22 protein-coding genes and 1 pseudogene are annotated in these 21,661 nt (G+C 43.7%); 15 read left to right on the top strand and 8 right to left on the bottom strand.

Annotation, left to right across the window (positions count from 1 at the left end):
• Nucleotides 1-147: 147 nt before the first annotated feature.
• The 4 genes from thrS (at nt 148) to rplT (ending at nt 3,515) form a co-directional block, all read left to right on the top strand.
• Entirely contained in the window at nt 148-2,094 is a 1,947-nt protein-coding gene (gene thrS / locus FPL27_RS12395; RefSeq protein ID WP_143961390.1) for a threonine--tRNA ligase, read from the top strand.
• A 187-nt stretch (nt 2,095-2,281) separates the two neighbouring features.
• Nucleotides 2,282-2,836 (top strand): translation initiation factor IF-3, encoded by a 555-nt coding sequence (gene infC / locus FPL27_RS12390; RefSeq protein WP_143961389.1) that lies wholly within the window; start codon nt 2,282-2,284, stop codon nt 2,834-2,836.
• A 25-nt stretch (nt 2,837-2,861) separates the two neighbouring features.
• Complete coding sequence (gene rpmI, locus FPL27_RS12385) at nt 2,862-3,056, top strand: 50S ribosomal protein L35 (protein WP_143961388.1); 195 nt, start codon at nt 2,862-2,864, stop codon at nt 3,054-3,056.
• Between the two features lie 114 nt (nt 3,057-3,170).
• Nucleotides 3,171-3,515 carry a 50S ribosomal protein L20 gene (gene rplT, locus FPL27_RS12380; RefSeq protein ID WP_143961387.1) on the top strand — a complete coding sequence of 115 codons (345 nt, stop codon included), beginning with the start codon at nt 3,171-3,173 and terminating at the stop codon, nt 3,513-3,515.
• A gap of 286 nt (nt 3,516-3,801) precedes the next feature.
• Here rplT and FPL27_RS12375 read toward each other — a convergent pair whose 3' ends face one another.
• Nucleotides 3,802-3,990, bottom strand: a complete 189-nt coding sequence (locus FPL27_RS12375) for a hypothetical protein (RefSeq protein WP_143961386.1) — start codon at nt 3,988-3,990, stop codon at nt 3,802-3,804.
• A 173-nt stretch (nt 3,991-4,163) separates the two neighbouring features.
• Between FPL27_RS12375 and FPL27_RS12370 the strand changes: the two are divergent.
• Nucleotides 4,164-5,076 (top strand): annotated as a pseudogene (locus tag FPL27_RS12370) (isocitrate lyase/phosphoenolpyruvate mutase family protein); the annotation flags it as partial.
• 215 nt (nt 5,077-5,291) lie between these two features.
• On the opposite strand, the gene FPL27_RS12365 reads toward FPL27_RS12370, so the two are convergent.
• The 3 genes from FPL27_RS12365 to FPL27_RS12355 form a co-directional block, all read right to left on the bottom strand.
• Nucleotides 5,292-7,712 (bottom strand): zinc-dependent metalloprotease, encoded by a 2,421-nt coding sequence (locus tag FPL27_RS12365; RefSeq protein WP_143961385.1) that lies wholly within the window; start codon nt 7,710-7,712, stop codon nt 5,292-5,294.
• A 342-nt stretch (nt 7,713-8,054) separates the two neighbouring features.
• The gene (locus FPL27_RS12360) at nt 8,055-9,506 is read right to left on the bottom strand and encodes a hypothetical protein (protein ID WP_143961384.1); all 1,452 of its coding nucleotides are present in this window, start codon (nt 9,504-9,506) and stop codon (nt 8,055-8,057) included.
• Between the two features lie 343 nt (nt 9,507-9,849).
• On the bottom strand, nt 9,850-10,575 hold the full coding sequence (locus FPL27_RS12355) for a hypothetical protein (RefSeq protein ID WP_143961383.1): 726 nt from the start codon (nt 10,573-10,575) through the stop codon (nt 9,850-9,852).
• 183 nt (nt 10,576-10,758) lie between these two features.
• Between FPL27_RS12355 and FPL27_RS12350 the strand changes: the two genes are divergently transcribed.
• From FPL27_RS12350 to FPL27_RS12320, 7 genes are all read left to right on the top strand, one after another.
• Nucleotides 10,759-11,367 carry a MarC family protein gene (locus FPL27_RS12350; protein WP_143961382.1) on the top strand — a complete coding sequence of 203 codons (609 nt, stop codon included), beginning with the start codon at nt 10,759-10,761 and terminating at the stop codon, nt 11,365-11,367.
• 380 nt (nt 11,368-11,747) lie between these two features.
• Entirely contained in the window at nt 11,748-12,362 is a 615-nt protein-coding gene (locus FPL27_RS12345) for a hypothetical protein (RefSeq protein WP_143961381.1), read from the top strand.
• Between the two features lie 19 nt (nt 12,363-12,381).
• Nucleotides 12,382-12,903 (top strand): PRC-barrel domain-containing protein, encoded by a 522-nt coding sequence (locus FPL27_RS12340; RefSeq protein WP_143961380.1) that lies wholly within the window; start codon nt 12,382-12,384, stop codon nt 12,901-12,903.
• Nucleotides 12,904-13,099: 196 nt separating this feature from the next.
• Nucleotides 13,100-14,119, top strand: coding sequence for a GlxA family transcriptional regulator (locus tag FPL27_RS12335; RefSeq protein ID WP_143961379.1), 1,020 nt, complete (start codon nt 13,100-13,102; stop codon nt 14,117-14,119).
• 125 nt (nt 14,120-14,244) lie between these two features.
• Nucleotides 14,245-14,634 carry a DUF1801 domain-containing protein gene (locus tag FPL27_RS12330; protein ID WP_143961378.1) on the top strand — a complete coding sequence of 130 codons (390 nt, stop codon included), beginning with the start codon at nt 14,245-14,247 and terminating at the stop codon, nt 14,632-14,634.
• A 55-nt stretch (nt 14,635-14,689) separates the two neighbouring features.
• On the top strand, nt 14,690-15,568 hold the full coding sequence (locus tag FPL27_RS12325) for an SRPBCC family protein (protein WP_143961377.1): 879 nt from the start codon (nt 14,690-14,692) through the stop codon (nt 15,566-15,568).
• 6 nt (nt 15,569-15,574) lie between these two features.
• On the top strand, nt 15,575-16,015 hold the full coding sequence (locus FPL27_RS12320) for a VOC family protein (RefSeq protein ID WP_143961376.1): 441 nt from the start codon (nt 15,575-15,577) through the stop codon (nt 16,013-16,015).
• Nucleotides 16,016-16,299: 284 nt separating this feature from the next.
• Here the strand turns inward: FPL27_RS12320 and FPL27_RS12315 are convergent, their stop codons facing one another.
• Nucleotides 16,300-17,724, bottom strand: coding sequence for an MATE family efflux transporter (locus FPL27_RS12315; protein WP_143961375.1), 1,425 nt, complete (start codon nt 17,722-17,724; stop codon nt 16,300-16,302).
• A 298-nt stretch (nt 17,725-18,022) separates the two neighbouring features.
• A complete protein-coding gene (locus tag FPL27_RS12310) occupies nt 18,023-18,691 on the bottom strand; it encodes a carboxypeptidase-like regulatory domain-containing protein (protein ID WP_143961374.1) in 669 nt (222 codons plus the stop codon).
• Nucleotides 18,692-18,918: 227 nt separating this feature from the next.
• Here FPL27_RS12310 and FPL27_RS12305 point away from each other — a divergent pair, with 227 nt between their 5' ends.
• Nucleotides 18,919-19,317 (top strand): hypothetical protein, encoded by a 399-nt coding sequence (locus FPL27_RS12305; RefSeq protein WP_235893429.1) that lies wholly within the window; start codon nt 18,919-18,921, stop codon nt 19,315-19,317.
• Nucleotides 19,318-19,324: 7 nt separating this feature from the next.
• On the opposite strand, the gene FPL27_RS12300 is transcribed toward FPL27_RS12305, so the two are convergent.
• A complete protein-coding gene (locus FPL27_RS12300; protein ID WP_143961373.1) occupies nt 19,325-19,939 on the bottom strand; it encodes an outer membrane beta-barrel protein in 615 nt (204 codons plus the stop codon).
• 40 nt (nt 19,940-19,979) lie between these two features.
• A complete protein-coding gene (locus FPL27_RS12295) occupies nt 19,980-20,402 on the bottom strand; it encodes a DUF6567 family protein (protein WP_143961372.1) in 423 nt (140 codons plus the stop codon).
• Nucleotides 20,403-20,567: 165 nt separating this feature from the next.
• Between FPL27_RS12295 and FPL27_RS12290 the strand changes: the two genes are divergently transcribed.
• Complete coding sequence (locus FPL27_RS12290) at nt 20,568-21,083, top strand: hypothetical protein (RefSeq protein ID WP_143961371.1); 516 nt, start codon at nt 20,568-20,570, stop codon at nt 21,081-21,083.
• A 4-nt stretch (nt 21,084-21,087) separates the two neighbouring features.
• The gene (locus tag FPL27_RS12285; protein WP_143961370.1) at nt 21,088-21,462 is read left to right on the top strand and encodes a GerW family sporulation protein; all 375 of its coding nucleotides are present in this window, start codon (nt 21,088-21,090) and stop codon (nt 21,460-21,462) included.
• The last annotated feature ends 199 nt before the right edge of the window (nt 21,463-21,661 follow it).

Genomic DNA, 21,661 nt, shown 5'->3' with positions numbered 1-21,661 from the left:
CTACATTCAACTTTAATCCATTAACCCAGGCCGCAGGCCGATTAAACCTTTAAACAATTTTACATTTAACCATAACTTGGTCATATTTGTAAGATAATAGCGCACCTGTTTGTAAAGGTGCCATGTTTTACACTGTATATTTCAAAAATGTCTGAACAACAAATCAACATTACCCTGCCCGACGGCTCTGTCAGGCAGTATGAAAAAGGAATCACCGGCCACCAAGTCGCCCTTAGTATCAGCGAAGGTTTGGCCCGAAACGTTCTTGCCGCCAAAGTAAACGGTGAGGTATGGGACGCTACCCGTCCGATCATCCAAAATGCCGAGGTACAACTTTTGACATGGAATGACAGGGAGGGAAAAGGTACCTTCTGGCACAGTTCCGCCCACCTATTGGCTGAAGCTCTGGAAGCCCTTTACCCAGGCGTGAAGTTTGGGATCGGCCCAAACATTGAAACAGGCTTTTACTATGATGTTGATTTTGGTGACAGGACCTTCGACGGAGCCGAGCTGGAAAAGATCGAGAAGAAAATGATCGAGCTTGCAAAGCAGAAGAATGATTATTCCCGCAAAGAAATCAGCAAATCAGAAGCGGTAGCCTATTACGAACAAAAAGGCGACGAATATAAACTGGATCTCCTCGAAGGACTTGAGGATGGTACCATCACATTCTACGAGCAGGGTAACTTTACCGACCTCTGCCGTGGACCTCATATCCCAAACACGGGTTTCATCAAGGCCGTCAAACTGCTCAATGTAGCCGGCGCTTACTGGAGAGGGGATGAGAAGAATAAAATGCTTACCCGTATCTACGGAGTGACTTTTCCAAAGGCAAAGGAACTGCAGGAATATCTTGTATTGCTGGAAGAAGCCAAAAAGCGTGACCACCGTAAACTAGGCCGTGAGTTGGAGCTGTTTACCTTCTCCGAAAAAGTGGGTCAAGGCCTTCCGTTATGGTTGCCAAAAGGGACATTGCTGCGGGAGCGTTTGGTTAATTTCATGAAGAAAGCTCAGGATAAGTCTGGCTACCAGCAGGTAGTGACCCCACATATCGGCCATAAGGCACTTTACGAGACCTCTGGGCATTATGCTAAATATGGAAAGGATTCCTTCCAACCCATTGCCACACCGCATGAGGGAGAGGAGTTCTTGCTCAAGCCGATGAACTGTCCTCACCACTGTGAGATTTATAAACACAAACCTAGGTCTTATAAGGATCTTCCGATACGCTATGCAGAGTTTGGGACGGTTTACAGATACGAGCAGAGTGGGGAGCTCCATGGCCTGACAAGGGTACGTGGCTTTACCCAGGATGACGCGCATATTTTCTGCCGTCCCGATCAGGTTAAAGAGGAGTTTATCAAGGTTATTGATTTGGTGTTGTATGTTTTCAAAGCCTTAGGTTTTGAAAGTTACACCGCTCAGATATCCCTTAGAGATCCGGAGGACAAAGAAAAATACATAGGAGAAGACGCCTTATGGGACAAGGCAGAATCCGATATTATTCAGGCAGCTAAAGAAAAAGGTTTAGACACTGTGACCGAGCTTGGTGAAGCCGCATTTTATGGACCCAAACTTGATTTCATGGTCAAGGATGCCTTGGGCAGAAGCTGGCAGCTGGGAACTATACAGGTTGATTATAACTTACCAAATAGGTTTGAGCTCGAATATGTGGGCTCTGACAACCAGCGTCACAGACCGGTAATGATCCATAGAGCACCATTTGGTTCCTTGGAGCGTTTTGTTGCCGTGCTTATCGAGCACTGTGCGGGTAACTTTCCACTTTGGCTTTCCCCTGAACAGATCAACATTCTTCCGATTTCGGAAAAATTTGCCGACTATGCCGAGCAGATCAAGCAGCAGCTAGAGGATGCCGATATCAGCGGCAACTTGGATAACAGGGACGAAAAGATCGGTCGAAAGATCCGTGATTCCGAGATGAAGAAAGTGCCTTTCATGATTATTGTAGGCGAAAAAGAGCAGGCAGAAGGCAAACTTTCTGTGCGTAAGCATGGAGAGGGAGACTTGGGAAGCTTCACCGTGGAGGAATTCGTGGCCTATTTCAAGAACATTATCGCAGAGAGCTTGAATTGAGCAGGATGACAGATGACAGATGTCGGATGTCGGATGAAAGGGAAAGCACGTGTATTCCACTACATCGGGCATCGGGCATCCGACATCCCACATCTTTAAATAAATTAAGGAATTAATTCTTTGATTTTTATAAAATAAAAATTATTGCGATATTTGCAGTCAAATTCATTAAACAACCATAACTATTTTGAGAGGAAGAAAACCGTTTAAACCGAGACAAGAAGAACCATATAAGGTAAATTCCAAGATCAGGGCCCGTGAGGTCAGGGTAGTGGGGGATTTTGTAGAAGGCGGCAATGCCGTGATGGCTACAGACGCAGCTGTGAAGCTGGCCCAGGAAAATGACCTTGATCTTGTTGAGATTTCTCCCAGCGCCAGCCCGCCAGTATGTAAGGTGATTGACTATGCAAAGTTTAAGTACGAGCAGAAGAAAAAGCAAAAGGAGATAAAAGCCAACGCAGCCAAGACTGTAGTCAAAGAGATCAGGTTTGGTCCCAACACGGACGACCACGATTTTGACTTTAAGCTTAAGCACGCGATTAACTTCCTAAAAGAAGGCGCCAAGGTGAAGGCCTATGTGCACTTTGTAGGTAGAACGATTGTGTTTAAGGAAAGAGGCGAGATGCTTTTATTGAAATTTGCACAGGCACTGGAAGAATACGGTCAGGTGGAGCAGCTTCCAAAGATGGAAGGTAAGCGTATGAACATCTTCGTTTCTCCCAAAGCAGGTAACAAGAAATAATTTCAACTAAATAAATACAGCAAAAATGCCTAAAGTAAAAACCAAATCAAGTGCAAAGAAGCGGTTCAAATTGTCAGGAACCGGCAAAATCAGAAGAAAGCATGCTTACAAAAGCCACATTCTGACTAAGAAGACGACCAAGCAGAAGAGAAATCTTACCAAAATGGGTAACGTCCACGAGTCAGACGAAGGAAGAGTAAAAGACATGTTGAGAATCTGATCAGATTCTTAATTCTGACAACAAATTAAATTAAGGTTATTATTCACCAGATGCTTGGTTTAAAGACCTGAGGGGTTAAATCCGAATGGCACCAAGAGTCAAAAATTAAAAATTATGCCTAGATCAGTCAACGCGGTAGCGTCAAGAGCAAGAAGAAAAAAAGTATTAAAAGCTACCAGAGGTTACTTCGGAAGAGGGAGCAACGTTTGGACCGTAGCCAAAAACAAATACGAAAAAGGTTTACAGTACGCTTACAGAGACAGAAAAGCAAAGAAGAGAGAATTCAGAGCTCTATGGATCCAGCGTATCAATGCAGGTGCTAGAGAGCACGGCATATCGTATTCCCAATTGATGGGCATGTTGAAGAAAGCAGAAATCGATCTTAACAGAAAAGTTCTTGCTGACCTTGCCATGAACCACCCAGAGGCATTCAAAGCTGTAGTTGAAAAAGTTAAATAAGCGAGCACTAAGCTTATTTTCCATACGAAAACCGTCTTGCATTAGCAGGGCGGTTTTTTTGGTACTAAGTATTTTTAGGTCAGTGCTGGTTCTTGGCCGTTTTGATGGTTTGCTGTTATTTAGCGCTCTCATTCTCGGGGCCTTCTGCTACGCTGGGCTCAGCAGATCGGTTATTAATTCCCCCTTTGAAGGGGGTAGGGGGATGTAACCAGTGAGGGTCAAGCTGTCCTCCCCCAAGCCGGGCAGGAGTGGCGGTTGACCTATTTCCCCTCGTCCCTCGTCCTTCCTACGACTTGTCATCTGTTCTTTTGATCAGTCCCAGGCCTGAGCTGAAGAAAATAAGCCCTAGAACGAAAAAGACCAGGGTGGTTTTCCAGTCACCCTGTTGCTCATCCAAAAACAATATAGCTCCATATATAAGCCCGGCAATGCCTAAAAGTGTCAACAAGGGTCCAAAAATCCTTTTCTGGTTCATTTGAATATAGTGTCAGTTGAATAAACCTTACAAAGGTCAAAAATAATGCCTTATCGAGGTTTAGATGTTTATTTCCCGATTGCTGCTACGCGGATCTGGAGGGCTGGCAGGCCGCTAAGCTCCTAACTTTCCGCTTACTTTCTCTCTCAGTTTGTTGATCTCGAGCAGCTTTTAGAAGAATCAACAACGCACTACTTCGTGCCGACCAGATTCAACAGGTCAATGGCAAGGAGAAATTGCATTACCTGGTGCCCATCGTCGCTGATGCTGAAGCAGGTTTTGGCGGAAATCTGAATACCTTTGAACTGATGAAAATGATGATAGAAGCAGGGGCTGCAGGGGTTCACTTTGAAGAAGCAAAAAAGTGCGGCCACCTAGGTGGAAAGGTTTTGGTCCCCACCAAAGAGGCCATCAACAAACTGGTGTCTGCTCGCCTGGCTACCGATGTGTGCGGGGTGTCCACACCTTGGTCATTGCCAGAACAGATGCCGATGCGGCCAACCTGATCACTTCGGATATAGATGAAAGGGATCACAGGTTCATCACTGGGCAGAAAACAGGTGAAGGATTTTATTATGTGAAAAATGGGCTGGAACAGGGAATCGACAGGGGGTTGAGCTACGCGCCTATGCGGACCTACTATGGATGGAAACCTCCAATCCTGACCTTGGTCAAGCCAGGGAATTTGCCCAGGCCATCCATGAAAAGTATCCCGGCAAAATGCTGGCCTACAATTGCTCCCCATCTTTCAACTGGGCCTCCCGCCTGAGCAGAGAAGAGATGCTGACCTTCAGGGAAAAGCTTGCCGAGATGGGCTATAAATTTCAATTCATCACTTTGGCAGGATTCCACGCTTTAAATACCAGCATATTTGAGCTGTCAAGGGCTTATAAAGACCGGGGAATGGCCGGCTATTCTGAGCTTCAAGAAAAGGAGTTTGCCTTACAGGCCGACGGATTCAAAGCCGTCAAGCACCAGGCATTCGTAGGTACGGGCTATTTCGACGCGGTCCAAGAGGTAGTCTGCGGAGGCCAGTCCTCCACCGTCGCCCTGAAAGGAAGCACCGAGGAAGAGCAATTCCATTGAATAAAAGTAGTTTATAGGTTTAACATTCCGGAGGGCATAATTAATTATTTACCCTGCGGAAATAAGACGACCCCCTCATCCCTAATTCCTCATTTTCAATTTCTTTGTGCCCTTTTTTTCCATCGTGCTCTTGGTGACCCCATTTTACTTTGTGCGACTTCTTCTTTTAACTTATTCGACTTAGTGACCATTTTCTTTTCGGCCAAACCTTTTCCCTAAAACTCACAATACATCTCCTCCTGCCCAATCGGCGCTCCCTCAGGGATATCCAGAGCCTTCACCGGATCCAATTCCTCTGGCTGGGTAAGAAAGTGGTGGATCTTGCTCGCCAAATAATTATCATGAGCAGTCAACGCATAAGACTTTCCGCTTGACTTTCTTTTAGAAATCTGCCTAGACTTATAATCACCCTGATACAAATCCTCCAACTTTTTCCGGGTGATAGCCCGCACAGTAGGGGAGGCCTCCGCATTTTTGGCCAGGGAGATCAGCTGCTCAACAAAAGTCCTCGAATTGACCATGTTGATCTCCTCCTGCCAATCGGATAGACCGGTCACGAAAAACTGCTCGGTAAACTTATCAACCACCTCCTCAAAAGAAGGAAGCGTTTTGTCCTTCAGTTGTTGTTGGTGAAGCCTGTTAGCACGGGCAGGGTGAAAGACAAGACCAAGAGTCATTTTCGATACATTCTCTGCCGGGGCGATAGGGTCAAAATTCAGGGCATTTCTAGACGAAAAGGTCTCCTTGCTTCTGCCATAACCCATAGGTCTAGGCGGTATCAATTCCACAACCGACTCCGGCAAAACCAAATGCTCCGGTGAAAGTGTCGTCATAATAGCCTGTAAAGCCTCGCGTTGGAGCTCTCCATCCACATGTTTTTGTGAAGACTGGTTGTCCCCTTTGACCTGGTAGCTATAATCCACCCCTCCAAGCAGTTTGGAAGTGGCTTCCACCTGGTAGCGGTGCATCAGGTACAAAGGCACCAAAACCTCCTCCAAGGTCGCCACAGGACGGCCATCTTGCAGGGCATTCATGCCGAATTCCTTCAGTTTTCTTTCTCGTATAGCCAAAAGTCTTTCTAGTTCCGTCGCTGCGTTACCTTCATTGTCCCACAGGTGGGCTCTCGGATGGCTACCTCCTGGGTGTCTGGCGTCCACGTCAGAGATAAATTCCAATCCCTCTTCCACCGCGTCAGAAAGTATTTGATTCAAAGCTTTTTCCTCATCTTCATCTTCAGCAAACTGTGCATAACCATAAGTAATGGCCACTTTGTCCCAATTGCCAATAGCTTGGTCATAGGCATTGCCTAGATCGATATTGCCATCTTCATCCATCTGGATTTGAGGGTAGGGGTAGTCCATGACCGAACTCATATTTGGGGAAGCTGCATAATTGTGAGAAAGCCCCAGGGTATGTCCTATTTCATGGGCAGAAAGCTGTCGCAACCTGTCTAGGGACATTTTTATCATGGCGCTGTCATATTCAGCACCTTCACCAAAAGGCTGCACTAACCCCTGAGCGATCAGGTAATCCTGTCGCACACGCAAACTACCCAAAGTTACGTGCCCTTTAAGGATTTCACCTGTCCTCGGGTCCCGAACAGACGCACCGTAGGACCAGCCCCGCGTGGAGCGGTGAACCCACTGTATCATGTTGTATCGCACATCCATCGGGTCGGCATCCTCTGGGAGGAGTTCCACCCGAAATGCATCTTTGAACCCAGCCGCTTCAAATGCATCCTTCCACCAGTCTCCCCCTTCAATCAAAGCGCTTCTCACCGGTTCTGGTGTGCCTCTGTCCAAATAGTAAATGATAGGTTCTACCGGTTCGGAAACTTCCTGCTCAGGATTTTTCTTCTCTAGGCGGTGTCTGGCTATAAAACGCTTTTCTATAGGTTCATGGATTGGTGTGGCAAAATCCATGTAACTGATGCTGAAGTAACCTGCTCTCGGATCAAATTTCCTTGGTTTATAACCATTATCCGGCAGTTCAATGAAAGAATGTCTTTGTCTCACAGTAACCGCTTCAGGAGAAGGAGTCACTGAACGAATATGCCTACCCTTTGGCGTACCTGTAACTGTTATAAAGGTTTCCACTTCCGTGTTTTTCGGAAAGTTTTTGGTATTGGCAAAGTTTAGGGCACTCCTTGAAGCCTCAAGTTTATAGGTGCCTTGGTTTTGGTTGCCAAGTTTTTCGGCAATCTGATGGGCATCCTGCAGGAAAAAAGAAGTGGCATCCACGGTGTATTTCCCGTCAGAATTTTCTTTGATTTCAAATCCCCAGAGCACCGATTCCGCAAAGGCATCCTCTACAGATTTTCTTTCATCCACATTGTCACTTTCCGCGCGGAAGTTAAGATTCTTGTGAACCAGCATAATCTTGTTACCAGCCTTTCGAAACTCCACCACTCGTGTGTTCCCCAACTGCCCCCTGTCCATGCCCAGGTCGTTGGATCCGATCCCGGCAGGGAGGGAGTTAACGTATAGGAATTCTTTATTCAAGTCCGAGATTACCAAGTGGATCTTCCCCTTGTCCTCATCAGTTTGGAGTGGGATTAACCCTGAAAGGTCCTTTTGGGATAAAGAAAGATGGTTAATGGCAAAAATGGCCAAGCTTAAAAGTATCAGTTTTTTCATGTAAGAGATTTTTTAACTCCCAAAAGTTAACAATTCCTCAAATAAATTTCCTGCCGGTTATGGAAAAGTGCGGAATCGACGTTGTTCCAAGGCTGTGCCTTGGAACCCTAAAAATTGAGGCTTTGCCTCTACAAGTTTAAGCCAAGTCCCTGATTCAAGAAAAAAGTAAAAAGCCACCAAGTCGCACAAACCCCCAATTAAATCGTCTCTCTTAAGCCTTTAATCTTTTAAACCTTTAAACTAAATTCACCCTTTGTGCCCTTCGTGACCCTATATTTACTTGGTGCGACTTCCTTTGAACTTCCTCGACTTTGTGCCCTTTTTCCTTTACATCCCTCATTTTCACTCCCCATGCCATTTAGCCATATGATCAGCATGGGTTTGCAAGTATGCACCATCCTTATAGTATTTATCATAAAAGTCGGTATCCAAATGATGCGCCTGTACAAAACAAGGCATCATCACAGTGCTTCGGATTCCAGGAAATTTTCCATACTTATCATAAATGTACTGGGCAATCTCAGTCATACAATCAATAAATTCTTCACTATAGGACTCCACAGACTTTTTAATGTCCATACTTTCGCGCCAAGGTCCTTGAGCTTTGGATGTATAGGTCCCCTTCGAACCAAACTTCTTTTCCGTAAATGAAACCACCGCCGCATGCATATCCTTGTAAAATGGTGGGCAATGAGCCTCGTAGACACCTTCCAATCCCAAGGGGTTGGGGGTGACCCAATTGTCATTTTCAGTAAACCTGAACCCCAATCCTTCAGTGCCTTTACTAGCATGGGCTCCCATTACGCTCATATCATCTATTCCGGCAAAAAAGAGCCCTCCAAGACCCATAGCCTGCAGCATAAGTACCATGTTATGGCCTTTGCAAGCTAAAGCCATACTAACACCTTCAGATACGATAGTCTGTAATTCGGATAGGGGAAACTTTTTTTCTACATCCAACAGCCCCGAATTTATAAAAGACTGTAGGTTGCCGGCAGGCTTGCCAGTCTCATGATCTACCACCATGACCCCATGTCGGATCATTAAAGCCAAGATGCCAAGGCACTCTTCAGCAGCGTCGGCCACCGGCATAAATATCGTCGATCCAGGCTTATTGGCCCACCACAGGTTTGGGGGAAGGATATGGGGAGGGGAGGAGGGTAAGTCCAGCCGACCTTCTTTTATACGGATAGTATTTTCACGACACACAGAAATAATACGGTCCAGGTCATTTTCCTCACCTTTCAACTCCTGCATGGCCTGAGGTTCTACATCTCTTGTTCTGGTGCAATAACAGCCTTTATCATCAGTATAAAACATCGCCGGAATGCCCAACCCAGCTGCGGTAGGCCCTGTTCGCCCGGTTAACCTTAGGCAAAACTCTGCATGGGAATCAGGTGTTTGGGGACCATACGGAATCCCGAAATGCCAGCCGGAAACTCCCGTTCCTGCAGCTAATAGCAGCATTTGTTCGGTTTCTGATAGGGGGATTGGCTCTTTATCAGAGCGGTAAGCCATTGGGCCTGATGGGATTTCCATGCCCAACCCAAACCTGCGGGCCCGTCTGCCAAAAAGGGCGTTCATAAATGGATGTTGCAATAAATCGGAGTAGGCTTTGGAAGAGGACATGGCTGAGGTCGTTTTGGTGAAAGAGCTGTTGCTCTGAAAACCCAAATGGTCGTCAGGAATGTAATCCATTAGGAACTGCCCACCTATAAAGGGAACGGCAGTGGATATCTTCAAAAACTGCCTTCTTTTAATTCTGTAACACTTCTTTTCATTTTCCCTATCCATAGCAAGCAGCTTTTGATAGACCCAAAATCTAGAAACAAGTCATTTCCCTACTCCCATAAACCATTTGTTTTGGTATTGCTAATTTACTCAATTTTAATGGGTTAACATTGGTTTTGACAAAGTTTTGGGCGGTTATACCAAGTCTCCGACTTGTGCATCCATGATATTGAATCTCTAACTCAAGAAGAAATAAATGGATCATCCACCACATCGGACAGGCGAAGTCGCAATTCCAAAATTAAACCTTTAATCCTTTTATCCTTTAAACTAAATTCCCCCTTTGTGACTCTAATTTTTACTTGGTGCTACTTTTTTTTTAACTTCCTCGACTTCGTGACCCTTTTCATTTCCTCCCCGCTTTACGCGTCCGTTTTTCCATCACTTGAATCCTTACCCTAAACTGAGCCTGCAATTCCTCAATAAATAACATCGGGTTTTCATATGTAACCAGCACCTGATATAAATAACTTTCTTTTAACCCTGCCAACTGTTCCTCCAAGGACCATTTTCTTTTGATGAGATATTCCCTATCCTGAATCGGCATTTTGGATTTAATCTCGGCTTCCAAAACTGGCTGACCATTTAAGATGGCCTGATAGAAGTCCACCAATTCATCTAAGTCACCGTTTTGGTATATTCGGTTCAATTCCTTAGTGATGGCAGTGGCCCGCGCAATGGCCTGATCTTCCCCGGTATGGCTTATTTTGTCCGGGTGGAATTGCACCATGGCCTCCTTGTAGATCTTTCTGAGTTGAGGGTTTACTTCTCGTTTGATATCAGTAGGAGTGGAGTCCGCAATGGTCAATCCTGTTGGTTCCTGATAGTTTTTACCTCTTTTCTTTTGCTCAAGGCGTTTTGCTTTTTTCTGCCTTTTTAAGTCCTTATAAATCTCCTTCAGCTCATTGATCCTCGTAATTTCAGGGTCAAGACGTATGTGGATCAACCTGGTAAACTCTTGAACATCCTTTTGAATTCTGTTCAATTCAACTTCTATAGCTGTGATTTCATCCTGTAAAAGGCTGTGGTCATCAGGTAGGGGGAAATGCTGTCGCTCGGGAGGCTTGACCATGGATTTATTGGTTTCAGAGGTGCACTATTTTTGCAAGGCTCGAAATTACCATATTTTGACCACAGGCTTCAATGGCCAACTGATTAATTACTCCCAAGAAGGGATTTATTCGTAACTTGCGGGCCAAATCAGTCCTCCTACTGGTCAACCAAATTTCTAACTCAAACTTACACCCTAATTTTCATGATTACAGCGATTCTTAGTTTCTTGGTGATGCTGAACCCTTTTGCCCTTTTCTTATACTTAAAACCGGTGATGAGTGATCTTTCTGATCGAGATTTCCGGACAGTTTTTTGGAAAGCTACCCTGATTTCTTTCATAATCTTTCTGGTGTTTTTGGTGTTTGGGGATGTGGTTTTTCAGAAGGTCTTCCGTATTAACTTTGAATCCTTCAGGATTTTTGGTGGAGTGGTGCTTTTTTCCTTTGCCTATATGTTTATCGTTCAAGGCAAAAAGGCCTTTATCCAGATTAAGGGAGACCTGCATGATTTAGCCTCAGAGATAGCACTGCCATTTATGGTGGGTGCCGGCACCATTTCCCTTACCGTTTTACTTTCCGTGGATGAGGAATTATGGATGGGAGCCATCATTTTATTCATTGCCGTTTTGGTAAACTTCCTCATGGTAATGGGTTTAAAGCAAATCCGGAATAAGATCCCTTCCAAAAGATTTCAAAAGGCTTTTGACAAAAACATGGAGCTTCTACTAAGAGTCAACGGGTTTTTCCTTGGCGCTATCGGAATTGACATGATCATTACCGGGATAAGTAATCTGATAAGGAACTGGGGATAAATTTTGATGCCTTAATAACTTTTTTTGGGACTAAATCCGGTGATGCCAAGTCTCCGACTTGCGCGTCACTGAGTTTTGGAGTCTCTGACTTGATTAGCTAAGTTTGAAAAAAGCGCCCATACTGATGGTACTAATTGATACCATTTGGCCCCATCTCGTGCATATTTTTCCGAGAAAAGGTTTATTAGACCCATTTTAGACACTCTAAATTATGGGGTTTTTGCCACTTATCTTTCCAGTTTGTCGATATCTAACTCAACTAGAGTGTTTTATGGGTTAATGGCAGAGGGTTTGTTTAATTTACTTATCATGGGTAAGAAGGTTAAATTCTTCTTACACTTCGTACAACGAGTATATTTCTAACCAAAAAGCATTTGATCATGGCAGAAATTAGAGTTGAGAAAAAAAGTCCCATGTGGCCCTGGATATTAATCGCACTTTTGGTCCTGGGAGTAATCATTTATTTCCTGTTTTTTCATGATGCCAACGGGGCAAGGGAAGATCCGGGGGATGCACCTGTGGTAACCGAAATGACAGGTGGCGACAATGACCGCAGAGATGGAGAAGCAATCGAAAATCAGACAGTAGTCTCCTATGTCAGCTATGTAAGGGAGCGGGATGCTCAGATGGGTTTGGACCACGAATTTACCAATGAGGCATTTAAGAGACTGGTAGATGCTACGGAAGCTATGGCCGATGAGGTGGATCACGACATCGATAGAGATTTGGATATGGCCCGGGAGCATGCTCAGCATATCACGGAGGACCCATTTGAAACTACCCATGCCAATCGTATCAGGATGGCTGCCGATAAATTAGCCGATGCCCTGCAAAACCTACAACAGGCGGAGTTTCCTAATCTATCCAACCAGGCCCAATCTGTAAAACAGGCCGCCAGTGAGATAGATCCTGCGGAATTAACCCTGGATCAGCGAGATGCGGTGAAGTCTTATTTTGATGAAGCAGCAGATCTTCTTGAACAAATGAACAATTAATAGCTAGACTTTGGAAATTATGGCAGACGACAAAAAGAATTTATTTTATTTGGATGATTTATCAGATTATAAAGTAGCCTCAGATTACAGCGATGTAAGAGGTTGGGAGGTTATTGATCCACAAAAGCGAACCATCGGCAAGGTGGAGGGGCTCTTGGTAAATAAAGAAGCAGAAAAGGTCGTGTACCTGGATGTGGAAGTGGATCAAGCCCTCATAGATGAAGGCTTTAAAGGCGATGAGATTTCCAACCAAGAAGGTGCTCATGGCTTTATCAACAAAGACGGGGAGAGGCATCTGATTATCCCCATTGGTATTGTAGCAATTGATGAAGATAACAAGAAGGTGCTTTCCCATGAAGTGGGGTATGATACCTTCGTGAAAACCAAGCGCTATACCAAAGGGAAAAATATAGATCGCCAATATGAAGTGCAGGTATACGAAACCTACTTGCCGGCAGAGACATCCGAAGGTTCATCAACGGAAAGTAAGGATACTGAAAATTTCTATAAACGAAAAGGTTTTCAAAATCGACCAAAGTAAAACCTACTTATCTAATCCAAAGCCTCCAGATGGGGGCTTTTCTTTTAAATGCCAATTTTGCCAAGTTTCTCACCTTTTCATTCCTTACGTCTCCAATTCTACCATCTATTTTCTTCCTCAATTTAAAAATGTAACTTTATTCATGGGGAGCCAATCGGTTAGCTGCCAATAATTTGAGGACATAATCACCTTTGATATGAAAACCGTATCTATTCTACTTTTACATCACGTAAACTTGGGCAGTATGGAAAATGCCCGTAACGGTTTGATGGAAGCCAATACTTATCTCAGCATGAATGGTCAGCCGGACGGTTTTAAGATCCAGCTTGTGGGGATAGAACCTGAAATTGAACTTCAAAAGGGACTTTATCGCATCAAAGCCGACAGGACTATTGATCAAGTCAAAAAAACAGACCTAATTATTATTCCCCCCGTTCAAGATGACATCCCGGAATCATTATCGGCAAACAAGGAATTTTTTCCCTGGATCAGGCAGAGATTTGATGAGGGGGCCGAAGTTATGTCTCTGTGCTTAGGCGCCTTTATCCTTGGCGGTACCGGTCTGCTTAATGGAAGGAAATGTGTGACCCATTGGAAAGCAGCGGCACAGTTTCAAAAACTTTTTCCACAGGTTAAACTCATGCCGGACAAACTTTTGACTGATGACAATGGAATCTATACAGGGGGAGGAGCTTTCTCCTCTGCCAACCTAATATTATATGCCATCGAAAAATTTATTAATAGGGAAGCGGCAATTTACTGCTCAAAAATCTTTCAAATAGATATGGGTAGGACTTCCCAATCAGAGTTCATTATTTTTTCGGGGCAAAAAGACCACCATGACGAATCCATTATAAGCATTCAAACTTATGTGGAGAGCAACTTTCGTGATAAAATAAATATAGAGAATCTCAGCACGAAATTCAACATCGGAAGAAGGACGATGGAGCGAAGGTTTAAACAAGCCACCGGCAATACTATGATAGAGTACCTACAACGTACCAGGGTAGAGCAAGCTAAAAGGGAACTTGAAAAATCCCGCAAGACAATTAATGAAGTCATGTATGATGTGGGCTATTCTGATGCGAAAACCTTCCGGGATGTGTTTCGGAAATATGCTGGGCTTTCCCCCATTGATTACCGCAACAAATATGGACTTATGGAGCAAAGTTATATTGGCAAGGATGATTCCCAATTGGCCATCCTTAATTCTTAATTTGAACAAAAAAGCATAGGTTCAAATTGTCGGAATTGGCCTCAATTATGTCGTTTTACCGTACCAACTTTTTATCTACAATAAAGTAAATTTGTATTGATCGCTTTTCAACAAGATGCAATACTATGAATCCTGAGGTTCAAATTTTTAATAATGCCCTTGAAGAGGAAGACAAAGCCATTGCAGATACGCTTGCAGTGGAAATTGATAAAGCGATTCCTCAGGCAGAAAATAAGATTTGGCATGCCCACCCGGTGTGGTTTCTAAACGGGAACCCAGTGGTAGGGTACTCCAAACTTAAAGGATGTATTAGATTGCTTTTTTGGAGCGGACAGTCCTTTGATGAGCCGTCACTCCAAAAGGAAGGTAAATTTAAGGCAGCTGAAAAACGCTATGTTTCTCACCAAGATATTCAGGTTGAAGAGCTACGCAGGTGGTTGGAAAAAGCACCTAACATCCAATGGGATTATAAGAATTTAATCAAGAGAAAAGGCAAACTTGAAAGATTGGTTTGAAGACCTCAGACCGCAATTCTAATTTATAGAAACAACCTTTTTAAAACACTTAACCATGGAAAAACTAGCATTGATAAGCATATCGGTAGAGGTAAACGCTCCCTTGAGCCAGGTTTGGAGATCTTGGACCTCCCCACAGCATATTGTCAACTGGAATTATGCCTCCGATACTTGGCATTGCCCTAATGCGGTACTGGATCTAACACCCGGAGGGAAGTTTAATTACCGTATGGCCGCCAAGGATGAAAGTGATGGCTTTGATTTCAAGGGGACATTCGATGAGGTTATAGAAAACGAACGAATTGCGTTCACCTTGGATGATGGCAGAAAAGTTATTGTTAGCTTCCAACAAAAAGATGATTATGTCTTGGTTCAGGAGGACTTTGAGGCTGAGCAAACCCACTCTCTTGAACTCCAAAAAAACGGTTGGCAAGCTATTTTGGAAAATTTCAAATCATACACGGAACAACTAAGTAAAATGGTACGGATGGAATTTGAAATGGACATCAATGCCCCCGTCGAAAGGGTATATGATACGATGCTTTCCCCCGACACGTATCGAGAATGGACCACTGCCTTTTTTCCCGGATCCTTTTACAGAGGAAAGTGGGAAGAAGGAGAAAAGATTTATTTCATCGGACCAAGTCAAGATGGATGTGAAAGCGGAATGGTAGCGAGGGTAGAAAAAGCAGTCCCTAATAAAATAGCAAGCGTAAAACATATGGGCTTATTGGATAAAGGCAAGGAAATCACCGACGGACCCGAGGTCATGGGCTGGAAGGGAGCCTTGGAGGAGTATAGGTTTGAGGAAATAGCGGGTGGAACAAAGTTGCAAGTTTCAGCCGATACCAATTTGGAACACCGGGAATATTTTGCTGAAACCTGGCCTAAAGCTTTGGAGCTTTTAAAATCAATTTGTGAAACCAATAAATAAAAGATCATGGCAGCAGTAAGCACATACCTGAATTTTGCACGGGAGACCGAACAGGCTTTTAATTTTTACAGGGATGTTTTCGGAACTGATTTTATTGAGGGCATCTACCGGTTTGGCTACATGCCACCCTCAGAAGATGCACCACCTTTGGCTGAGGAGGACAAAAACCTGATCATGAACATCACGCTGCCCATAGTGGGCGGGCACCTACTGATGGGTACTGACGCTCCAGAGTCCATGGGTTTTAAGGTCAATAGTGGCAACAATGTACATATCAGCCTTCATGTCGACAGCAAGGAAGAGGCCCAGAAGTATTTCAATGCCCTGTCAGCCGGAGGGGAGATCTCCATGGAACTCCAGGACATGTTCTGGGGCGAGCACTACGGCAGCTGCACCGACAAATTCGGCATCCAATGGATGTTTCACAGTCCAATTGAGAGTAAATAGCTGGTTTAATCATTTGTCTTCCACTTACGCATCAGGTTATGCCAAGTCTCCGACTTGCGCATCCCTGAGTATCGAGTCTCCGACTCGAGGAAGTGAAATTTTATCACCATCTTGGCTTTTCAAGGTCACAAAATAGCTAGGAGCGAAGCTCCCATATCGTTCCCTCTGCGTCCTCAATACCTAATATAGTCCTGAACCTAAATAAATGCCTCAAGAATTTCCTTTCTTCCCTTTGCGTTTCTTCTTTTTTCTTTGCGGTGATCCTTTTTTCTCTGACTCCCCCTTCAAACCTTCACTCTCTTCCAACTTCCTTTCGAAAACAACCACAAAGTAAACAACCCTACCGAAGTTTCAGAGTAAAAGATAGCCCAAAACACGCCCACATGGCCCCAGTCCAGCCAGATGGCCAACCCATAAGCTAGAGGTATCTGGATCAGCCAGAAAAACACAAAGTTGATCTTGGTAGGTGTCACGGTATCTCCCGCGCCATTGAAAGCCTGTGCCGAAACCATCCACCAACCGTAAACAAAGAATGAATAAGAAAGTATTCGAAGCCAAGAGGACCCCACCTGTATGACCTTTGTCTCCGAAGTGAATAGGCCCATCAAAGAATTGGCATAAATGAAATATATGACGGAGACGCACAGTAGGAATATCATGTTGTAGGTACCTGTTTTCCATACCGCCGACTCAGCTCTAGCCGGCTGACCAGCACCTAAATTCTGCCCCACCAAAGTGGCAGCGGCATTTGAAAGCCCCCAAGCAGGCATCATCGTAAACAATAAAATCCTTACTGCAATAGTGGCCCCAGCTACAGATTCACTTCCAAAATCGGCCAGAATCCGCATGATGAAAATCCAAGAACTCATGGAAATCACCATCTGCCCAATTCCCCCAAGTGAAGTCCTCACAATGTTAAGCATCATTTTCCCATGCCAGTAAATATGTCTTCTCAGGACTTTGATGTGTTTTCCACCCTTAAACAATAACCAGAACTGAACCAGTACTCCAACTCCCCGTCCAATAGTGGTGGCTATAGCAGCTCCTTCAATTCCTAATGCAGGCACAGATCCCCATCCGAAAATCAGCAGGGGATCCAGGAGGATATTGATGCCGTTGGCTATCCATAAGATCCGCATAGCTATAGCCGCATCACCAGCACCACGGTAAATGGAATTGATTACGAAAAGCAACATGATTACAGCGTTGCCACCAAGCATCCATTGAGTATACCGGTAGCCATGGTCTGCAGCCCAAGCATCAGCACCCATCAAGATGAGCATTTCTTTGGAATAAAAAATCCCCAAAAGGGCAAAAGGAACGGAAACAAGAATGGCAAGTATGATTGCTTGCACGGCCGACACGGAAGCCTCGTCCTTTTCTTTCTCTCCAGTCCTCCTGGCGATGATAGCGGTCACTGCCATAGCAAGGCCCATGCCTATTGAATATAAGAGGAAAAGATAGGTTTCTGTAAGTCCGACAGTGGCCACCGCAGATGAACCTAGCTTGCCTACAAAATAGATGTCTACCACCGCAAAAGTAGATTCCATTACCAGTTCGAGAATCATGGGGACCGCCAAAAGGAAAATAGCCTTCTTCAGGCCTATACGGGTATAATCCTCATCAGTACCTTTTATAGCGTGCTTGAGCTGAACCCAGATGCTCGGTTGATCAGGAGGTTCCTCCGATGGAATCACATGCTTTTCCATATGGCTTGTTTTTAAAAAAGCAGTGTTAAGTTACATCTTTTTCTCCTTAAACCTTTAACCCACCACAGGTAAGTGTTTTCTAAATAAAAATAATAACAGGCCAATTTCATCCAACATCGAACCCCATTCCCCTGATCAGACACGGGAACCCGTTATACTAAGTCTCTGACTTGCGGATCCTAATTCCTAATTTTTAATTCTATCCCTTGGTGCGACTTCTTTTGGCCTTCGTGCTACTTAGTAACCCATTTTGTTCACTTTGCGGTTGACCTTTTCTAAGTTTTAAGGTTGATTTTTTTCAATTATCAAAGTAATCACTGTACCTCAAAGTAGTATCATTAGCAGATTTTCTAAGCCTTTTGATGTCAAATGGATAACCATAGTTGCTCGATTTATCCATTGGGATGGCTCCGCTTCTTTTGAGTGACCTTATAAAACCGATAATACCCATAGATGGGTTGGTAGAAAAAATAGTAGCTTCCCCATTGCCCCCGCGAAGATTTCGAATGGCATTATCAATACTATTCTGGGTGTGGTGATTCCCAAGCTGGTAGATGTTTTTCACGAATCCCAGGTTATTCGTTAGGTTGCTTTCCAATTGTGTAGGGATATATGGCGTGTTCAAAATTTGTTGCTTCAACTGTTCTTCTGATGGCATGGAATGTAGTATAAATTCCTCAAGTTCTGACTCCGCTAAATTCAATTCCACTTTAGCTGCCATAACTTCTTCCACTACCATTATATGGGTATCATAAGATACATGGGTGAAAGTGATTTTATCGCCAACCTTTACTTCGATTTCAAAGCGACCATCTTTATCTGAAATACCCTGTCTATTGTGGGTAAGAACGTGAACGCCTGCTATAGGCTTACCTGTAGCACCATCCACCACTGTTCCTTTCCAAATAAAACTTTCCTGAGGTAAAAAACTTCCAAGTAGCAAAAAAGCCAAACATACCTGATACATAATGAAAGAGTTACGTGAAATCTATTTGATATATAGTGAAGATCGCCAGAAACTATAAAAGATGCTAAGCCCATTAAGTATCCTTAACCTGCCTTAACATTTATTACATTCACTATGCACCATCCCTCTTCCCTCACCCAACATCCGTCATCCGACACCGGTCATCCGCCATCCCATATCGGTCATCCGTCATCCGTCATCCGACATCCGTCATCAGTCACCAAAACATGATAAGCATTCTTCAGTTTTTTAAAAGTGGCTGGTATAAAAGACAGCATTCTGACAAAATGAATGGAGCTACTAAACTAATCTTGATAAAAAGCCTACATACCCTTATTTGGGTGTTTTACAATGTGGTAATATTTTACTTGTTGTACGCAGTAGTAGTGGATAGTATCGACAAGTGGGTTTGGATATGTATTGGACTCATCGTCTTTGAAGGGGTGGTTTTGGCATTATTTAAGTTAAGATGTCCCTTAACTATAGTAGCAGAGAAATACTCCGATTCTCAAAAAGCAAATTTTGACATTTATCTCCCCAACTGGTTAGCCAAATACAACAAGGAGATATATACCACAATTTTTTTAATTGCAGTATTGATTTTAGTCTATAGAATGTTTGACTAAAGTACCTTTACAATCCAAAACCTATTCCCAAACCCACGGAAATATAGTTGAGATTGGCTTCGAAAGTAGTGGGGCCTGCTGGGAAATCTCGGGAAAGAGATCTGTACCTGACATTGGGCCGTATGAACCATCGCTCAGATATGGGTAGAGAAAGGCCGGCTTCTACTTGCCACCCAAACCCGTGTCCAGTATCTCTGGCAATATCTCCACTACTGGTTTCCATTTCAATATGGTTCCAAAGGCCACCAGCTCGGAAATATAATGCAGACTCCGTGGCTCCAAAGGGAATAAAGTATTGAATACCGTAAGTGTACCCAGTTTCTTCAAAATCTATGTTTGGACCTACAAAAGATTCATCAGAAGGAAACCTGTTCCAACTCCAACCCGCATAGATTCCAAACTGCGACACGAAATTATAAGAAATTACACCTTCAATACCAAATCCTGTATTGAGGGTGGTAACACTATTTAGATCTGTGGTAGGAAAATTAACCCCTGGTCGAATCTCCAAACCCAAATTCCTTTGGCTCCAACCCTCGTGGGAATAGCCCATCACCACAACCAAAAGCACCCCGAACATCCATGCTCGGTTTGCTGAGAATTTTTTTGAAAAGGATTTCATGACACTTAGATTTTTTAATACTTGAATTGATCACTTTCTTTTATTCCAAAAATTCAATTACATCCGCCTGAATGGTCAACATGGGTTGGGTATACACCAGCAAGTTAAGCGATTCAACATCATACCGAAGGTTTACCAAGGCAAGGTTTCTGCCTTCCACATTTCCATGTGCTGCCTCAAAATTGCTCCAAAGGTTATCCATGGCGGTTTTATAGAGCGCTTTGTCTCCACTGACACGGGCCACTCCAAAGACCTGTGCATACATGCCTACACCAAAGGAGGCTCCCAAAATATATCCTGCTCTTGCCTCACCAGCAACTGACCTGGCCACAATTCGATAATTGGCTTCGGATAGCTCCACATTGGTCAGAGAGGAGGACATATGCATGCCTGATGAGGCACAACCTGACAGTAAAATGACTAAGGCAGCCATTGCTAATAATTTCTCAACCGGCTTTTTCATAGCAAAAATAGGGTATGGTTTAACTAAAACATACCTAAAGTTAAATGATTGATTAATAGTAACATAGTGTTTAAAAAATTATTTTTTATTAATTAAATTCTTTTGATTTTTGAAATTTTGAGCCGAACTTTAAGTAACTAATAGGCATTTTTAAATTCCAAGAGAATGGAAATTTTTGGCTGGATATTGCTGCTGATTTTTGGGCTGATTGTAGGGTTGTTGATCTGGATTATTTTTGTGCCAGTGTACCTTAAAATAGACACCCGAAACAACCTTTATTTAATTTCCCAGTCTGGGACTTTCCTCTTCTCTTTTTCTCCTGTGCAAAAGCCTCATTTTAGAGTGGAGGTTTTTGGATTCATGATGCCGGATTCCAAAAAGCCAAAAAAAAAGCCTAGCAGGAAACCAAAAAGAAAACCTTACTTTAAAAAGTCAATCCAGACCTGGATATTTCTCATTAAGGGGATATTGAAAAGTTTTAAAATACAAAAACTTGTTGGTACCGCAGATTTAGACGATGTGGTGCTTCATTCTCAGCTTTTTGCCATTTATCCATTGATCAACCAGGGACCGGTTCAGCTGACCTCTAACCTGAACAACACTTATTATCTAAACCTGCTCATTGAAGGCAGGTTGGATAAAATGCTTTATACTTTTATAATTTTCTTAATCAAAAAATAAAATTATGGAAACGAATTTTAATGTTGTCATTGAAAGGCTTACCGAATTCCTCCATCGTGAAGCCAAAACAGAAACAGTAGTAGGCCAACAATTCATTTTGGGTGAATTCACCTGTGTTCCGGTGGTGAGGGTAGGTATGGGGCTTGGTAGCGGTGGGGGCGAAGGCGACTCCTCCAAAAACGGAAAAGGACAAGGTTTGGGTGCAGGCGTTGGCATGGGCATAGAGCCGATAGGGTTTTTAGTGACCAAAGGATCAGAGATTTCATTTATCTCCACCCATCAGGAAAAAGGTATCTCAAAAATGTTCGATAAAGTCCCAGACCTGATCAAGGCTCTAATGCAAAAAAAAGGTAAGGAATCAGATGAGCCGGATCGTTGATAGCCCTCCCGTCATTGTTAAGGAGGAACATTTCCGTCATAGCGAAGGAGGAACGACCATTCCGTCATTGCGAAGGAGGAACGATTCCCGTCATACTAAGTTAGAGGTCAGAAAAGTGTTGGTAAATTATCAGAATATTATTTGGTTTGCCTAGTAAGCAGGGCGCTGCTACCAGGTAAAAGCAGAAGGATTAAGAACC

Origin of the sequence: Litoribacter populi (assembly GCF_007483685.1) — a bacterium.
GTDB lineage: Bacteria > Bacteroidota > Bacteroidia > Cytophagales > Cyclobacteriaceae > Litoribacter > Litoribacter populi.
The sequence above is the reverse complement of the archived record's forward strand: the minus strand, read 5'-3'. Positions and strand labels throughout refer to the sequence as shown.

Excerpts from the sequence above, each read along its gene's own strand:
- thrS (WP_143961390.1), top strand. The coding sequence starts at position 148 with ATGTCTGAACAACAAATCAACATTACCCTGCCCGACGGCTCTGTCAGG.
- rpmI (WP_143961388.1), top strand. The coding sequence starts at position 2,862 with ATGCCTAAAGTAAAAACCAAATCAAGTGCAAAGAAGCGGTTCAAATTG.
- rplT (WP_143961387.1), top strand. The coding sequence starts at position 3,171 with ATGCCTAGATCAGTCAACGCGGTAGCGTCAAGAGCAAGAAGAAAAAAA.
- FPL27_RS12375 (WP_143961386.1), bottom strand. The coding sequence starts at position 3,990 with ATGAACCAGAAAAGGATTTTTGGACCCTTGTTGACACTTTTAGGCATT.
- FPL27_RS12365 (WP_143961385.1), bottom strand. The coding sequence starts at position 7,712 with ATGAAAAAACTGATACTTTTAAGCTTGGCCATTTTTGCCATTAACCAT.
- FPL27_RS12360 (WP_143961384.1), bottom strand. The coding sequence starts at position 9,506 with ATGGATAGGGAAAATGAAAAGAAGTGTTACAGAATTAAAAGAAGGCAG.
- FPL27_RS12355 (WP_143961383.1), bottom strand. The coding sequence starts at position 10,575 with ATGGTCAAGCCTCCCGAGCGACAGCATTTCCCCCTACCTGATGACCAC.
- FPL27_RS12350 (WP_143961382.1), top strand. The coding sequence starts at position 10,759 with ATGATTACAGCGATTCTTAGTTTCTTGGTGATGCTGAACCCTTTTGCC.
- FPL27_RS12345 (WP_143961381.1), top strand. The coding sequence starts at position 11,748 with ATGGCAGAAATTAGAGTTGAGAAAAAAAGTCCCATGTGGCCCTGGATA.
- FPL27_RS12340 (WP_143961380.1), top strand. The coding sequence starts at position 12,382 with ATGGCAGACGACAAAAAGAATTTATTTTATTTGGATGATTTATCAGAT.
- FPL27_RS12335 (WP_143961379.1), top strand. The coding sequence starts at position 13,100 with ATGAAAACCGTATCTATTCTACTTTTACATCACGTAAACTTGGGCAGT.
- FPL27_RS12330 (WP_143961378.1), top strand. The coding sequence starts at position 14,245 with ATGAATCCTGAGGTTCAAATTTTTAATAATGCCCTTGAAGAGGAAGAC.
- FPL27_RS12325 (WP_143961377.1), top strand. The coding sequence starts at position 14,690 with ATGGAAAAACTAGCATTGATAAGCATATCGGTAGAGGTAAACGCTCCC.
- FPL27_RS12320 (WP_143961376.1), top strand. The coding sequence starts at position 15,575 with ATGGCAGCAGTAAGCACATACCTGAATTTTGCACGGGAGACCGAACAG.
- FPL27_RS12315 (WP_143961375.1), bottom strand. The coding sequence starts at position 17,724 with ATGGAAAAGCATGTGATTCCATCGGAGGAACCTCCTGATCAACCGAGC.
- FPL27_RS12310 (WP_143961374.1), bottom strand. The coding sequence starts at position 18,691 with ATGTATCAGGTATGTTTGGCTTTTTTGCTACTTGGAAGTTTTTTACCT.
- FPL27_RS12305 (WP_235893429.1), top strand. The coding sequence starts at position 18,919 with ATGATAAGCATTCTTCAGTTTTTTAAAAGTGGCTGGTATAAAAGACAG.
- FPL27_RS12300 (WP_143961373.1), bottom strand. The coding sequence starts at position 19,939 with ATGAAATCCTTTTCAAAAAAATTCTCAGCAAACCGAGCATGGATGTTC.
- FPL27_RS12295 (WP_143961372.1), bottom strand. The coding sequence starts at position 20,402 with ATGAAAAAGCCGGTTGAGAAATTATTAGCAATGGCTGCCTTAGTCATT.
- FPL27_RS12290 (WP_143961371.1), top strand. The coding sequence starts at position 20,568 with ATGGAAATTTTTGGCTGGATATTGCTGCTGATTTTTGGGCTGATTGTA.
- FPL27_RS12285 (WP_143961370.1), top strand. The coding sequence starts at position 21,088 with ATGGAAACGAATTTTAATGTTGTCATTGAAAGGCTTACCGAATTCCTC.